The organism is Bacillus sp. SH5-2 (assembly GCF_008368905.1).
In the GTDB taxonomy this organism is placed as follows: domain Bacteria; phylum Bacillota; class Bacilli; order Bacillales; family Bacillaceae_G; genus Bacillus_A; species Bacillus_A luti.
The window spans coordinates 149,502-162,810 of the sequence record NZ_QOSD01000017.1 but is presented as its reverse complement, the minus strand read 5'-3'; the positions used below and the strand labels follow the sequence as shown (position 1 = coordinate 162,810).

The window sequence follows — 13,309 nt, the reverse complement described above, 5'->3', positions numbered from 1 at the left end:
GGAGTACGAAACAGTGTCAAAAAATATAATTTCTAGGGTTGAGAATATTTCTCAACCCCAGTTTTATAATCACAATAAATTATGGACAAAATCTTTTATAATAGCGATTATAGTTGTTATAATTTTAGGGATTATATCACTGTTTACTGGAGTTTATGATATACGTGGACAAGAGGACGGAATAGAGATGTTTTTCATAACTCGTGTTCCGAGAACAGCTGCATTAATGCTTACTGGAGCTGCGATGGCGATGGCAGGACTCGTCATGCAACTCATTACACAGAACCGCTTTGTTGAACCTACTACAACGGGTACTATTGAATGGTCAGGCTTAGGCCTGCTTTTTGTGTATTTATTATTTCCTGCCCCGACTTTAGTTCAAAGAATGACTGGTGCAATCATTTTTTCTTTTATAGGAACTATGATTTTCTTTCTATTTTTAAGAAGAGTTAAGCTTCGTTCGTCTTTAATTGTCCCGATTATTGGATTGATGCTTGGAGCAGTAATTTCTGCAGTGTCTACTTTTTTAGGACTCCTTTTTCAAAAGACGCAAAGTATTGAAACTTGGTTTGTAGGTTCATTTGCTAACATTCAGGTGGGAAGATATGAATATTTATGGCTGATTGTTATCATTACTTTTCTTATTTTTATGTATGCCAATAGATTGACTTTAGCTGGACTAGGAGAAGATGTCGCAACAAGCCTTGGAGTTAATTACAATAGAATTGTTCTTTTTGGAACTGCTCTTATCTCTGTTGCAGTTGGAATTGTTGCAGCTGTTATTGGACACTTACCTTTCTTGGGATTAATTGTTCCAAACATTGTTTCCATGTTTAGAGGTGATGATCTTAGGAGTAATTTACCTTGGGTTTGTGTGATCGGAATGGGGACGATAACTGCCTGTGACATCATTTCTCGAACAATTATAAAGCCTTTTGAAGTACCTGTTTCTTTAATACTTGCAACAGTGGGAGCAGTCGTGTTTATTACTATTTTATTGAGACAAAGAAAACCAAGGAGGCTACGATGATCACATTAGAATATAAAAATAAAGAAAATGTCGAAATCGATTCTAGCCTTCATAATGAAAGTAGATCAGCTAGTGCTTTTCGTTCTAAGAAGGAAGCAAGACGTTATTGGATTTTACTGACCACATTGATTGGTTTAGGCCTTCTTTCTTCATATGGACTTTTAGTTTATAACAATCCAGTTCCGATAGATTCGCCTTCTTTTATCCCAGTTGTTAAGAGAAGGATAGTAGCTATTGTTGCAATGATTATTGCAGCTGTTTGTCATAGCTTGTCGACTGTAGCTTTCCAATCTATTACGAATAATAAAATTATTACGCCTTCGCTTTTAGGTTTCGAATCACTTTATTCAGCGATTCAAACGAGTACAATATTCTTCTTTGGTGCTAGTGCATTACTAAATTTTAATGGAATCGGATCATTTTTATTCCAAGTTGTTGTTATGGTTTTCATGAGTTTGATACTTTATGGATGGTTACTTTCCGGTAAATACGGGAATTTACAACTTATGCTTTTAGTTGGAATTATTATTGGTACCGGGCTAAATTCTGTGTCAACTTTCATGAGAAAACTACTTGCGCCTTCAGAATTTGATATTTTACAAGCAAGATTATTTGGCTCTGTTAATCATGCAGATCCTGCATATTTTCCTATTGTAATTCCTATGATCATAATTGTAGCAGTATTAATTTTTGCTCATTCTAAGAATTTGAATGTTTTGTCACTAGGAAAGGATGTTGCCACTTCTTTTGGAGTTAAATATCAACCTAGTGTAATTTATACGCTTGTATTAGTAGCTATTTTGATGTCCATTTCAACAGCTCTAATTGGGCCGCTTACTTTCTACGGATTTTTAGTAGCGACTTTGAGTTATCAGGCGGCATCAACTTATGATCATAGATATATTTTTCCAATGGCTTTTGCAATCGGATTTTTAATAATGACGAGTGCATACTTTTTAATGTATCATGTATTCCATGCTCAAGGTGTGGTTTCAGTTATTATTGAATTATTTGGTGGAATCATATTCTTAACTATAGTTTTAAGGAAGAGGGCTTTATGATAAAAATTGATAATGTTAAAAAGTTCTATACTGATAAGGTAAAAATAGGACCTTTGGATATTGAAATACCAAAAGCAGGCTTTACTTCTTTAATTGGACCAAATGGTGCTGGAAAGTCAACGACACTTTTGATGATTGGCAGACTTTTAGATATGGATGAAGGTCAAATTCAGGTAGCGAATATGGATGTTTCTGAATCCAAATCAAAAGACTTAGCAAAAGTTTTGACTATATTACGACAAGAAAATCATTTTGTAACTAGGCTTACTGTTAGACAATTAGTTGGATTTGGGCGCTTTCCTTATTCAAAGGGAAGATTAACGAAAGAGGATGAAGTTATTATTTCTAAATATATCGATTTCCTAGATTTAACTAATTTAGAGAATAGATATTTAGATGAGCTTTCTGGTGGTCAAAGACAAAGGGCATATGTAGCGATGGTATTGTGCCAAGAGACTGAATATGTACTTTTGGACGAGCCTCTAAACAACCTTGATGTTGCGCGTTCTGTTCAAATGATGGAGCATTTGAGACGTGCGGCTAATGAATTTGGAAGAACAATTTTGACTGTTATGCATGACATAAATTTTGCAGCTAAATACTCTGATAAAATTTGTGCTATGAAAGATGGGCAAATTGCTGCTTTTGGAACAGTAGAAGAAGTTATGGACCCAACACTTTTGACGGATATTTTTGAAACAAAAATAGAGATTATTAATGGTCCTTATGGGCCGATCGCTGTTTATTAGTTATAAAATGTAAAAAATACTATAGCTTGCGTAGATTACGTAAGCCACTCTAGTTGAAGTTGCTGTCTGTATTTTATAGGCAGCAGCTTTTTTTATGTGATTACTCATAAAATGCAAAAGAATGCTTCACCTTTTCAAGTATCTACCAAGCGAAAAAAATATCTCTGTATAATTTTTTAAAAGAATTCAGCTTGTTTTTTTATATGTAATATTGCATATCAGAGTGTATTGATAAAAGTGTAAGGGGTCACTATAATGAGGGCATAAAGATAAATCACATTTTCGTAGCAATAAAAAGGAGGAAATGATATGGAAATCGCAATGGCAGTTTTAAAATTTGTAGGTGGCGTAATCCCGTTAATTCAAGAACTTTTAAAAGCATTTATGTAAGTTTATTAGTTAGCTATCATTTATCAATCATTATCATATTCTACTAAAAAAAGAACGGGGTGATTTTTCTGAATATTAAGAAAAGAACTAAAAGAAGAAAGTTCCTTGCATGTTTATTAGTTAGTCTATGCACTATTAATTATTCATCTATTTCCTTCGCAGAAACACAAGCAAGTAATACAACTGATGTAACCAAAAATGCTAGTGGCATTGATACTGGTATAGCAAATCTTAAATATAATAATCAAGAGGTTTTAGCTGTAAATGGTGATAAAGTAGAGAGTTTTGTTCCGAAAGAAAGTATCAATTCAAATGGTAAATTTGTAGTAGTGGAACGCGAGAAAAAATCACTTACAACGTCACCAGTCGATATTTCAATTATTGATTCTGTAGTGAATCGCACGTATCCAGGAGCTGTACAACTTGCAAATAAAGCGTTTGCAGACAATCAACCAAGTTTATTAGTGGCTAAGAGAAAGCCTTTGAATATTAGTATAGACTTACCGGGCATGAGAAAAGAAAATACAATCACTGTCCAAAATCCGACATATGGTAATGTAGCTGGAGCAGTAGACGATTTAGTATCTACTTGGAATGAAAAGTATTCTACAACACATACGTTACCTGCAAGAATGCAGTATACGGAATCTATGGTTTATAGTAAATCACAAATCGCAAGTGCTCTTAATGTTAACGCTAAATATCTTGATAACAGTCTAAACATTGATTTTAATGCGGTTGCAAATGGAGAGAAAAAAGTGATGGTTGCCGCATATAAGCAAATATTTTATACGGTAAGTGCTGAACTACCTAACAATCCATCCGACCTTTTTGATAATAGTGTTACTTTTGGTGAGTTAACTCGAAAAGGCGTAAGTAATTCGGCTCCACCTGTTATGGTTTCAAATGTAGCTTATGGTAGAACGATTTATGTAAAATTAGAAACAACATCTAAGAGCAAAGATGTACAAGCTGCTTTTAAAGCCTTACTTAAGGATAACAGCGTTGAAACAAGTGGACAGTATAAAGATATTTTTGAAGAAAGTACTTTTACTGCTGTAGTATTAGGTGGAGATGCGAAAGAGCATAACAAGGTTGTTACTAAAGATTTCAATGAAATCCGAAATATCATTAAAGATAATGCTGAATTAAGTCTTAAAAATCCAGCATACCCAATTTCATATACAAGTACTTTCTTAAAAGATAATGCAACTGCTGCTGTTCATAACAATACAGATTATATTGAGACGACAACTACAGAATATTCAAGTGCTAAAATGACACTTGATCATTACGGTGCTTACGTTGCTCAATTTGATGTATCTTGGGATGAATTCACATTTGACCAAAAGGGTAACGAAGTATTAACACATAAAACATGGGATGGTAGCGGAAAAGACAAAACGGCTCACTACTCTACAGTTATCCCTCTTCCACCAAATTCAAAAAATATAAAAATTGTAGCAAGAGAATGTACAGGTCTTGCATGGGAATGGTGGAGAACAATTATTAATGAACAAAACGTTCCATTAACAAATGAAATAAAAGTTTCAATTGGAGGAACAACACTATACCCAACAGCTAGTATTAGTCATTAAGTATAAAAAAGCGCCCTATAAGTAGGGCGCTTTTTTACTTAGTCACAAATTTTATTCTTTCCAAAGCTGATTAATAATGTAATTCCTAATATAGTTAATCGGCGTTGATTTACTTCTCCACGTAAAATGGATTGAAATGAAATTCCTATTACTTGGACAAGTGTTGCTAAAATTGCGGCAATTGAAGGAATAAAACTTTAAAAAGTTTATGCTCTTTTGTTTGCGGCCAACTTAAGAAACTTTTGTAAAATGATAGAATTACAAAAATGTAATGTGAGTGTAAGGAAACTGGATTGTACCATCTTTATGGTTAAAGCATACTTAAGGTAAGGAAGATTTATATGTTAATGAATATAAATCTTCCAAGTAGAATAGAAAGGTTAGGTATTATCATATGAAATGGATCATGAGAATTTTTGTATTATTAGCTATAGTAGGAGGTGCTTTTTACTATCTGCAGTCAGGGAATGGATACTATTCAACTAAACAATATTATGTAAAAGTAACGACGGATTCTACAGTAGAAAACGAAAAATTGAGTAATGGAGAAGTTCTTACTTATCATGCTTATGATGAGAAGGTGTACGATAAAAAAGGGAAAGAAAGAGAACTGAAAATTTCCGTGCAAAATAAATTGGAAAAAAATCAATATTATTTGATTGATTGGGAAGATCGCCGTGGGATTGTTTCTAAGATAGCTAAGGTGGATCAAACAAAAATAGATAAAAGTATCTTAAATAAATTGAACGGAAATTCATAATATATCAGGATAAGTTAACTAGTAGCGGCGTTAACATACAATTTACAGGAAAAAGATAGTGTAGAAAAATAAGAAAGATTTATTATAAAACAAAAAGGACCGAACCGTCTGGTTCTGTCCTTTTTTAGGAGTGAATAATGAGTTTTACAAATGATGTGGCACAAAGCTGGATTGCTACAATTGTAATGATATGTATGAATATTGGACTGTAACACTTATGCAGATGGTTTGCAGAGATATAAAATCAATATAGAAGAGGAGTATTGTTATAAATGACTTATGTAACTACAATTTTATCAATAGCGGGTATCGTTATCATGTCTTTAGCAAGGATTAATTTTAAAATAAGGGCGTTTGCTAATAAACCAGCTTGGGGTGGCTTCACTCTTCCCTTAATTCTAATTGGATTTATTTTATTTTGTATTGGTATGATTTTGGGTTTTGTAAATCATCAACTATAAGGTAAGAATATTGTGGAGACGAAAATCTAACTGGTTTTTGTCTTCTTGCTTAATAAGAAAAATCCTGTAGCTCAGTACAGGATTTTTAATCAAACGTTTTTAAAAGCTAAATTGTGGCTTCATATCACCTGTATAAGGTTCATGTTCAACAAATACAGTGATGTCTTTACCCGCTTGGTCTTTACCAGTTCTTTTATACGTAAATTTCTTATTATTTAGTTCAGTAAGTTCAAGAGCCGCACCATATTTATTATTTCCAATTGAGACATGGGCTCTTATTTTATTTTCATGCACAACATCGAAGTAGCCATAATCACCGCGGCTTTGGCCTGTTTCGCTATTGAAGAACTCATATTTATTAGACTTGTCATCGAATTTTGCTAGACTTATAAAATTCAAATTAAATTGTGTTATATCATTACCAGCTTCATCTAATACTTTTGTTCCGTGCCAAAGGGTTCCACCTAAAATTTTATCTCCATCAACGTTTTTAACGATATCGCCTGTAGTCGTGTTCAGCTGCTTGTCCGGATCAGTGAAAGAAAGTTCTTTTTCTTTATATGGAACATGTTCAACGAAAACTTCTACATCTTTACCGTTAGCGTCTTTCCCCATTCGTTTATAAGTAAATACATTTTTATTTAGTTTTGTCATGTCAACGACAGCTTGATATTTCATTGATTCTGAAATTAATATTCTCTTCTTACCATCATTTGTGATAAAGAAAGTTCCTTTATCGCCACGACTTGCACCTGTTTTAGCATCAAAAAATTCATATCTGCCTGACTTCGCATCATATTTTGCAAGACCAATGAAGTTTGCATTCTCTTTTGTTAAGTCATTCTTATCTTTGTCTAACACTCGTGTGCCTTGCCAATTTGTGTCGCTAAGAATGTTAGCCATTTTTTGGCCTTTCGTTAACTTATTTTCCTTTTTTGTTTCTTTAGCAGCTTGTTCTTGTTTCGGCTTACTATGATTTTCTTCGGCTTTAGTACCAACACACCCTGTTAGTGCTAGTGTGAATCCGAGCAATATAGATGATAGTGCTTTCGTTTTTTTGTTCATGTTTTATCGTCTCCTCATTTTATAAATGTAAGTAGTATGGTTTGTGATTATAGTAATAGTTACTACGTTTATTATGTTAATACTCGACTATAAACTCCCTCTAAATAAAACATTAAAAAAAGATAAACTAATTCCTAAAAAATGTTCATATTTATAAAAAGGTCTTTTTACATGAGGTGAATGTAAAACCCTCATTTTGAAAATGGTGTAATCAGATTGGGGTATACACATTATGCTTACAGTGCGATTTTAGCTGTGATGCTATACTGTGTATAGGATTTCATGGGTGTATGTTGTGTCGGTTTTTGTCGGTAAGTCGATATATTTCGAAAATCGCTGATATATTTGGAGTTGCGCCGATATATTTCGAAAATCGCCGATATAATTTGAGTTGCGCTGATATATTTGAAAAATCGCTGATATATTTTGGAGGGGGATAAAGATGATTGTGAAAGAACTGAAAATGCCCGTACATTTGCTCCAGTTAGAAGCTTTACTTAGAAGATTGCCTGCCCATCATCTAAAAAGGAATATAGTTTCTGAAAATCTAGCTAAATTTATGGCTGGTTATAAAGGAGAGCAGGCGATTGAATATCCGCTTAGTTTTCTACCCGAAGCAGAATATCGTATTTTACATGATATCAGGTTGTTTGATCAGAAGCATTATTTCCAAATTGATACCCTCATAGTTTCCGCATGTTTTCTTCTTTTTCTTGAAATAAAAAATATCATTGGTACATTAGTTTTTGATGCAAAGTTTAATCAGCTCATTCGAATAACAGAGGGTAGTACGGAAGAAGGTTTCCCAGATCCGATTTTACAGCTTAAGCGACAAGAGATGCAGCTGAGAAAATGGCTGAGTCTGCATGGTTTATATAATCTTCCGATTGAATCCCTCGTTGTAATTAGTTCCCCTCGTACAATTATTAAAACTTCAGATGAAATACTTTCTAGTAAAATTATTCACAGCGCAAATTTACCTAATAAAATAAAACAGCTTGAAAATCAATATAAAGAAAAATCGATTGGTAATATAAATGAACTTATAGCTCAAATCATGAATGAACATTCTCAGCAGCGACAAAATATCCTTGCACAATATAAAATTAAAAAAGAGGAATTGCTAAAGGGCGTGCAGTGTGAGGAATGTTTTACAATGGCAATGTTAAAAGAAAAACAGGGATGGCGTTGCTCAAACTGTAATAGTACGTCTAAACATGCTCATTTACGTGCTTTACAAGATTACACACTTCTGCTTGGAATGATAACTACTAATAGCAAATTGAGGGACTTTCTTAATATGCAATCTAGTTCTGCGGTTAAAAGACTCCTCCAAACAATGAACATCCCCCACACCGGCACCAATAAAGGCCGAAAGTACGATCTAACCCACCTCTAATTATAATTTTGCTATAATAAATAAGTGTTTATATGAAGGGGAGTGCGGAGAGCAAATGAAATCTCATATCGATCATTACATAGCTAGTGTTTTACAGTGGATATTAAATATAGCACTAATCATACTATCCATAGTTTTATCTATCTTTTTAATTAATGAAACGATTACTTTTATTCAATACATATTTTCAGCGAAGAAGTATACGTCATACAAATTAGTTGAAAGCATCATCGTCTATTTCTTATACTTCGAGTTCATTGCATTAATTATTAAGTATTTTAAATCGAACTATCATTTTCCGTTACGTTATTTTATTTATATCGGAATTACGGCGTTAATTCGATTAATTATTGTATCTCATGAGGAACCGATGGAGACGTTATTATACGCAGGAGCAATTCTTATTTTAGTTATTGCTTTATACATATCGAATATGAGAGATTTGAGAAAAGAGTAGTAGTGCAGGCATAAGTTTGCACTGCTTTTTTTATGTCTTGACCTTCAAGTTACTTGAAAGTTTACAATGTAACTAGGGTGTTTGAAATTGAAAAAAATTGAGAAATTAAGTGAAGAGGTTTCTTTTACTTGGAGGTTATAAAAATGAGTCAGGAATTAAAATTACGTCCTTTAGAACGAGAGGATTTAAAGTTCGTACACGAACTGAATAATAACGCACATATTATGTCATACTGGTTTGAAGAGCCGTATGAGGCCTTTGTAGAATTGCAAGACTTGTACGACAAACATATACACGATCAAAGTGAACGCCGATTTATCGTTGAGAAAGATAATGAAATGGTTGGATTGGTCGAGTTAGTAGAAATCGATTATATTCACCGAAGAACGGAATTCCAAATTATTATTGATCCGGGTTATCAAGGTCACGGATATGCAGCTGATGCAACGCGTTTAGCGATGGATTACGCTTTTTCTGTATTAAATATGCATAAAATATATTTAGTTGTCGATAAAGAGAATGAAAAAGCTGTGCATGTTTATAAAAAGGTTGGATTTATAGTAGAAGGCGAGCTACAAGATGAATTCTTCGTAGATGGCACGTATCATAATGCAATAAGAATGTGCATGTTTCAGAAGCAATATTTAGAAAAAAAGCGTTTATAAAGTATTAACTTTATAAACGCTTTTTTTATTCGGAATGATATTTATTTATCGTAGAACAATAAATATTGATTGACTTATAATATGTCTTTCGTTATTATGATGGTAGCTAGTGAAGAAGAATGTTACGTATAGAGGAGAATGTATTATGAAAAAATATGTATTATCCATTATGTTAATCGTGCTTGGAGTTATTTGTTTATCGATACATAGTTCGAATAGTACGGTAGCGGAGAATGGTATGCTAATGGAGCCTTACTTTTTCTTAGTACCAGTAAGTTATTTGCTATTCTTTATGGCGATAGCGGCAGGTTCATTTACATTTATTCAATCAAAATTAAAAGGGAATAAGTAAATCATATATAAGCGGCAAGTGATTATATTTGCCGTTTTTTTGTACGTTTATTTAGGAAGTTAATTTTGATGAGGCAAAGAGAATTGTCAATTTGGTTAAAACTTATCATTATTTTTTGTGGTTGTATCGGTGTACTATTCTGCATGTATATTGGGCCAAAGATGGGGAAAGCAGTATTGTTAGGATCTGAACAGTTAAAGGATTTATACAATCCGTTTGTATCATTTATTTGGATTACAGGATTTCCGTATTTTATTACCTTATTTTTAGGGTGGAAAATATGTTCAGATATTGCTGTAGATGAAGTATTTACTTCATAAAATAAGAAGAGATTAAAGACAATTAGCATTTTATCGATGATGGAAGGTATTTTATATATTGGAGCATTATTGTATATTTTTATAGTAGGGAATTATCATACAAGTATTTTAGTGATTCCATTACTTATTTTATTTTTCTCAGTTGTTATATCCATTTTCACTTCTTTACTTTCTCATTTAGTTAGGAAAGCGAGTGACATAAAAGAAGATAACGACTTAACGATTTGAGGTGCTCTGTTATGGCGATTATAGTAAATCTTGATGTAATGTTAGCGAAGCGGAAAATGAGTGTGACAGAGCTATCTGGAAGATTAGGAATTACGATGGCGAATGTTTCTATTTTGAAAAATGGGAAAGCGAAAGCAATTAAGTTTTCAACTTTAGAGAAGATATGTGAAGTGTTAGAGTGTCAGCCTGGCGATATTTTAGAATATGAAAAGGATGAGTTCTAGTACAGTTACGTATGAGAACAACAAACATATGGTATAGGTGAAGTGTAATTATGCGTAAAAAGTGAGCGGAATAATGCTTATTTTTCCGATAGAGATATAAATTCAGCAACTGGGGCACAAGAGACAGTGCAATCGGTCTATTATGCAGTACATACTATATTGCGGTGTTGTTCATCCAGCAGCTCTAATTTTAATTCAGCATTGAGAGACATACTTTTTATGAAAGAAAGCGACTGATATAACAGTCGCTCTTTTTATATTCCGCCAAGTTTCATTCCAAGGAAAGCGAGGAGGATACCAATTGTATATGTGCTACTCACATATACAAGGAACATACCAATCTTTTTGCGATCCAGCAGTTGGACAAATTCTAATTTCAATGTTGAAAATGTAGTAAAAGCCCCCATAAAACCAGTACCTAGTAGAAGTTGCCAACCTGTGGTTATTCCCGCTCCAATTATATATCCGAGTAAAAAGGCCCCCGTTATATTTACAAGAAATGTAGCGATTGGAAAGGAAGTTGTATTTCTTTCTTTAAACCAATTGCTAATGGCAAATCGTGTAATAGCACCGAAGAAACCTCCAGTTGCTACTAATAAAGCCTCCATCATGAGAAATCACCTTCTGTAAGGCGTTTCTTAATTAAGAAATCACCGAGTGTATAGCCAAGGCCAGACATAATGAGACCACCAAGTATGCTACATGATACGTATAAGAAAGCTGTGCTCCATTCAGAATGATTGATTAATTGCACAGTTTCTACACTGAACGTTGAAAACGTCGTAAAGGAGCCAATGAATCCAGTCCCAATGCCTGTAACAGCCTCAGAAGGTAAGATGTTTAGCCGAGCGATATAAGTAGTTAACCAGGCTAATAAGAAGCAGCCCGCTAAGTTAATAAGTAATGTAGCTAACGGAAATGAATGATGCCAAAATGTATGAATAGTAAGCCCTATATAATAACGGGAAAGAGCGCCTAATATACCGGCTATGCCAACGATAATATAAATCAACTTCCTCACCTCTTTCATAGTTTGTTCAAAAAAATAGACTCCTACCAGCAAGCATACTGGTAGGAGTCATTAGCTAACTAGCGGTTATGGCGAACTCCATCGCCTATAATTATTACATATAGTGTACTAAATATTGGTGTTAAATTCCAATGGAAATTTCGAGGTGATTATAAATTATATGAATTGTTGAAAACCTAAATATAATGATACGAGGTTTTAAGTGTGATAAAATATTTCTTACGTTTGTCATTTTGTTATAATTAACTGAAAATAAAGAAAAATAGTTGTCTTTCTAGAAAAGGGGTCATTTGTTTGAAGAAGGTTTTAAAAATAATACTTGTATTGATTTTAGTAGGAGCAGGCATTTTAGGTGGATTTTTAGGGTATATGACATTTACAAAAGAACAGCCTGCTGATGTTATAAGTTTGAAGGTGGAAAATAATAAGGAGCGCGTATTAGAGCAAGGAAATGAATTTAAGGTTACGACATTCAATATTGGCTATGCTGGATTAGATAAGGATCAAGACTTCTTTATGGATGGCGGAAAAGGTTCTGGTTCAAGTAGTAAAGAACAGACTGAAGTGAACTTAAAGAAGATGCTTTCTTTCTTACAAAATGAGAATAGTGATTTTGCATTATTACAAGAAGTTGATATAAAATCACTTCGATCATTCGATGTAAATGAGCATGAATTTTTGAAAAAAGGACTATCTGAATATGCTTCGTCATTCGGAAAAAATTACGATACAAAGTGGGTCCCGGTGCCAGTAACAAGTCCAATGGGATATGCTGAGGCTGGCCTAAGTACATTTTCTAAATATACAGTTCAAACAGCGACGAGGTTCCAATTACCAGGGATGGAGCCTTGGCCAAAGCGTTTATTTGATTTGGACCGAGCGATTGTTGAATATAAAATACCGGTTAATAATGGAAAGTTTGTTAGGCTCGTAAATTTACATTTGTCTGCTTATGATGAGGGCGGGAAAATTAGAAAGCAGCAAGCGGAGTATTTAAAAGAATATATGAACAAGCATTATCAAAATGGTGATTACGTAATAATGGGCGGAGATTGGAATCAATTAGTTTCTGATGTTCAATTAAGTGATCCGAAGTTTGTGAAAGAGCGTCCAGAATGGTTAGTAGAATTGCCGAAAGATTTTACTGACGGAGGATTTAAATGGGCTGTAGATCCATCTGTTATGACCGTGAGAGATGATGTGAAGAAATATGTAGAAGGTGAAAACTTTGTCACGATTATTGATGGCTTTATCGTTTCACCGAATGTTGAGATTGTAAATGTACAAGGGAAAGATTTGAAGTTTGAAAATAGTGATCATAACCCAGTAAGTGCGGTATTTAAGTTGAAGTAATTAAGTGAATGAAGTTGTTAGAAGATATTTTAGAAAAATAATATAACTTTAAAAGAGCACAAATAATGTGCTCTTTTCATACTTGGTAGGAATTTAATTGCTTTTCTTCGTGTTTTCTGCCAAGCTTAAGGAGATAAAATTCAACTAATAGCTACTAATTATTAGTT

General features: G+C 33.5%; 16 protein-coding genes, 1 pseudogene and 1 riboswitch. Of the genes and pseudogenes, 14 read left to right on the top strand and 3 right to left on the bottom strand.

The window, feature by feature from the left end:
* Positions 1-13 precede the first annotated feature (13 nt).
* The 6 genes from DN410_RS13315 (at position 14) to DN410_RS13290 (ending at position 6,049) form a co-directional block, all read left to right on the top strand.
* Positions 14-1,030 carry an ABC transporter permease gene (locus DN410_RS13315; protein ID WP_149176864.1) on the top strand — a complete coding sequence of 339 codons (1,017 nt, stop codon included), beginning with the start codon at positions 14-16 and terminating at the stop codon, positions 1,028-1,030.
* Complete coding sequence (locus DN410_RS13310) at positions 1,027-2,091, top strand: iron chelate uptake ABC transporter family permease subunit (RefSeq protein WP_149176863.1); 1,065 nt, start codon at positions 1,027-1,029, stop codon at positions 2,089-2,091. Before DN410_RS13315 ends, DN410_RS13310 begins: the two co-directional genes overlap by 4 nt.
* Positions 2,088-2,840: an iron ABC transporter ATP-binding protein gene (locus DN410_RS13305; RefSeq protein ID WP_087968642.1), complete on the top strand. Its 753-nt coding sequence runs from the start codon at positions 2,088-2,090 to the stop codon at positions 2,838-2,840. Before DN410_RS13310 ends, DN410_RS13305 begins: the two co-directional genes overlap by 4 nt.
* Positions 2,841-3,289: 449 nt before the next feature.
* Complete coding sequence (alo, locus tag DN410_RS13300) at positions 3,290-4,828, top strand: anthrolysin O/cereolysin O family cholesterol-dependent cytolysin Alo (protein WP_149176862.1); 1,539 nt, start codon at positions 3,290-3,292, stop codon at positions 4,826-4,828.
* A gap of 394 nt (positions 4,829-5,222) precedes the next feature.
* Positions 5,223-5,588, top strand: a complete 366-nt coding sequence (locus DN410_RS13295) for a YxeA family protein (protein ID WP_149176861.1) — start codon at positions 5,223-5,225, stop codon at positions 5,586-5,588.
* A gap of 272 nt (positions 5,589-5,860) precedes the next feature.
* Positions 5,861-6,049 (top strand): hypothetical protein, encoded by a 189-nt coding sequence (locus DN410_RS13290; RefSeq protein WP_149176860.1) that lies wholly within the window; start codon positions 5,861-5,863, stop codon positions 6,047-6,049.
* Between the two features lie 99 nt (positions 6,050-6,148).
* Here DN410_RS13290 and DN410_RS13285 read toward each other — a convergent pair whose 3' ends face one another.
* Positions 6,149-7,114: a DUF4822 domain-containing protein gene (locus tag DN410_RS13285; protein WP_149176859.1), complete on the bottom strand. Its 966-nt coding sequence runs from the start codon at positions 7,112-7,114 to the stop codon at positions 6,149-6,151.
* Between the two features lie 442 nt (positions 7,115-7,556).
* Here DN410_RS13285 and DN410_RS13280 point away from each other — a divergent pair, with 442 nt between their 5' ends.
* The 7 genes and pseudogenes from DN410_RS13280 (at position 7,557) to DN410_RS13255 (ending at position 10,759) form a co-directional block, all read left to right on the top strand.
* The gene (locus DN410_RS13280) at positions 7,557-8,513 is read left to right on the top strand and encodes a nuclease-related domain-containing protein (protein WP_149176858.1); all 957 of its coding nucleotides are present in this window, start codon (positions 7,557-7,559) and stop codon (positions 8,511-8,513) included.
* 55 nt (positions 8,514-8,568) lie between these two features.
* A complete protein-coding gene (gene psiE / locus DN410_RS13275) occupies positions 8,569-8,970 on the top strand; it encodes a phosphate-starvation-inducible protein PsiE (RefSeq protein WP_149176857.1) in 402 nt (133 codons plus the stop codon).
* Positions 8,971-9,113: 143 nt separating this feature from the next.
* A complete protein-coding gene (gene speG, locus DN410_RS13270) occupies positions 9,114-9,635 on the top strand; it encodes a spermidine N1-acetyltransferase (protein WP_149176856.1) in 522 nt (173 codons plus the stop codon).
* A gap of 145 nt (positions 9,636-9,780) precedes the next feature.
* On the top strand, positions 9,781-9,987 hold the full coding sequence (locus DN410_RS13265) for a DUF3955 domain-containing protein (protein WP_149176855.1): 207 nt from the start codon (positions 9,781-9,783) through the stop codon (positions 9,985-9,987).
* A 68-nt stretch (positions 9,988-10,055) separates the two neighbouring features.
* The gene (locus DN410_RS28490; protein ID WP_255446742.1) at positions 10,056-10,307 is read left to right on the top strand and encodes a hypothetical protein; all 252 of its coding nucleotides are present in this window, start codon (positions 10,056-10,058) and stop codon (positions 10,305-10,307) included.
* Positions 10,308-10,325: 18 nt separating this feature from the next.
* Positions 10,326-10,535: pseudogene (locus DN410_RS28485) on the top strand (DUF2975 domain-containing protein); the annotation flags it as partial.
* A gap of 11 nt (positions 10,536-10,546) precedes the next feature.
* Positions 10,547-10,759 carry a helix-turn-helix domain-containing protein gene (locus DN410_RS13255; protein ID WP_000974875.1) on the top strand — a complete coding sequence of 71 codons (213 nt, stop codon included), beginning with the start codon at positions 10,547-10,549 and terminating at the stop codon, positions 10,757-10,759.
* 254 nt (positions 10,760-11,013) lie between these two features.
* Here the strand turns inward: DN410_RS13255 and crcB (DN410_RS13250) are convergent, their stop codons facing one another.
* Together crcB (DN410_RS13250) and crcB (DN410_RS13245) are read right to left on the bottom strand one after the other, a co-directional pair.
* Positions 11,014-11,370, bottom strand: coding sequence for a fluoride efflux transporter CrcB (crcB, locus tag DN410_RS13250; RefSeq protein WP_149176854.1), 357 nt, complete (start codon positions 11,368-11,370; stop codon positions 11,014-11,016).
* Complete coding sequence (crcB, locus tag DN410_RS13245) at positions 11,367-11,771, bottom strand: fluoride efflux transporter CrcB (protein WP_179958611.1); 405 nt, start codon at positions 11,769-11,771, stop codon at positions 11,367-11,369. The genes crcB (DN410_RS13250) and crcB (DN410_RS13245) overlap by 4 nt, the downstream gene beginning before the upstream one ends.
* A gap of 53 nt (positions 11,772-11,824) precedes the next feature.
* Positions 11,825-11,884: riboswitch (Fluoride riboswitch) on the bottom strand.
* Positions 11,885-12,083: 199 nt separating this feature from the next.
* Here crcB (DN410_RS13245) and DN410_RS13240 point away from each other — a divergent pair.
* Complete coding sequence (locus DN410_RS13240) at positions 12,084-13,142, top strand: endonuclease/exonuclease/phosphatase family protein (protein WP_149176852.1); 1,059 nt, start codon at positions 12,084-12,086, stop codon at positions 13,140-13,142.
* Positions 13,143-13,309: the final 167 nt, after the last annotated feature.

Bases quoted from the DNA above. Each gene is read 5' to 3' on its own strand.
- DN410_RS13305 (WP_087968642.1), top strand. From the start codon at position 2,088: ATGATAAAAATTGATAATGTTAAAAAGTTCTATACTGATAAGGTAAAA.
- crcB (WP_149176854.1), bottom strand. From the start codon at position 11,370: ATGATGGAGGCTTTATTAGTAGCAACTGGAGGTTTCTTCGGTGCTATT.
- DN410_RS13285 (WP_149176859.1), bottom strand. From the start codon at position 7,114: ATGAACAAAAAAACGAAAGCACTATCATCTATATTGCTCGGATTCACA.
- DN410_RS13280 (WP_149176858.1), top strand. From the start codon at position 7,557: ATGATTGTGAAAGAACTGAAAATGCCCGTACATTTGCTCCAGTTAGAA.
- DN410_RS13290 (WP_149176860.1), top strand. From the start codon at position 5,861: ATGACTTATGTAACTACAATTTTATCAATAGCGGGTATCGTTATCATG.
- DN410_RS28490 (WP_255446742.1), top strand. From the start codon at position 10,056: ATGAGGCAAAGAGAATTGTCAATTTGGTTAAAACTTATCATTATTTTT.
- DN410_RS13265 (WP_149176855.1), top strand. From the start codon at position 9,781: ATGAAAAAATATGTATTATCCATTATGTTAATCGTGCTTGGAGTTATT.
- psiE (WP_149176857.1), top strand. From the start codon at position 8,569: ATGAAATCTCATATCGATCATTACATAGCTAGTGTTTTACAGTGGATA.
- DN410_RS13310 (WP_149176863.1), top strand. From the start codon at position 1,027: ATGATCACATTAGAATATAAAAATAAAGAAAATGTCGAAATCGATTCT.
- DN410_RS13255 (WP_000974875.1), top strand. From the start codon at position 10,547: ATGGCGATTATAGTAAATCTTGATGTAATGTTAGCGAAGCGGAAAATG.
- DN410_RS13295 (WP_149176861.1), top strand. From the start codon at position 5,223: ATGAAATGGATCATGAGAATTTTTGTATTATTAGCTATAGTAGGAGGT.
- speG (WP_149176856.1), top strand. From the start codon at position 9,114: ATGAGTCAGGAATTAAAATTACGTCCTTTAGAACGAGAGGATTTAAAG.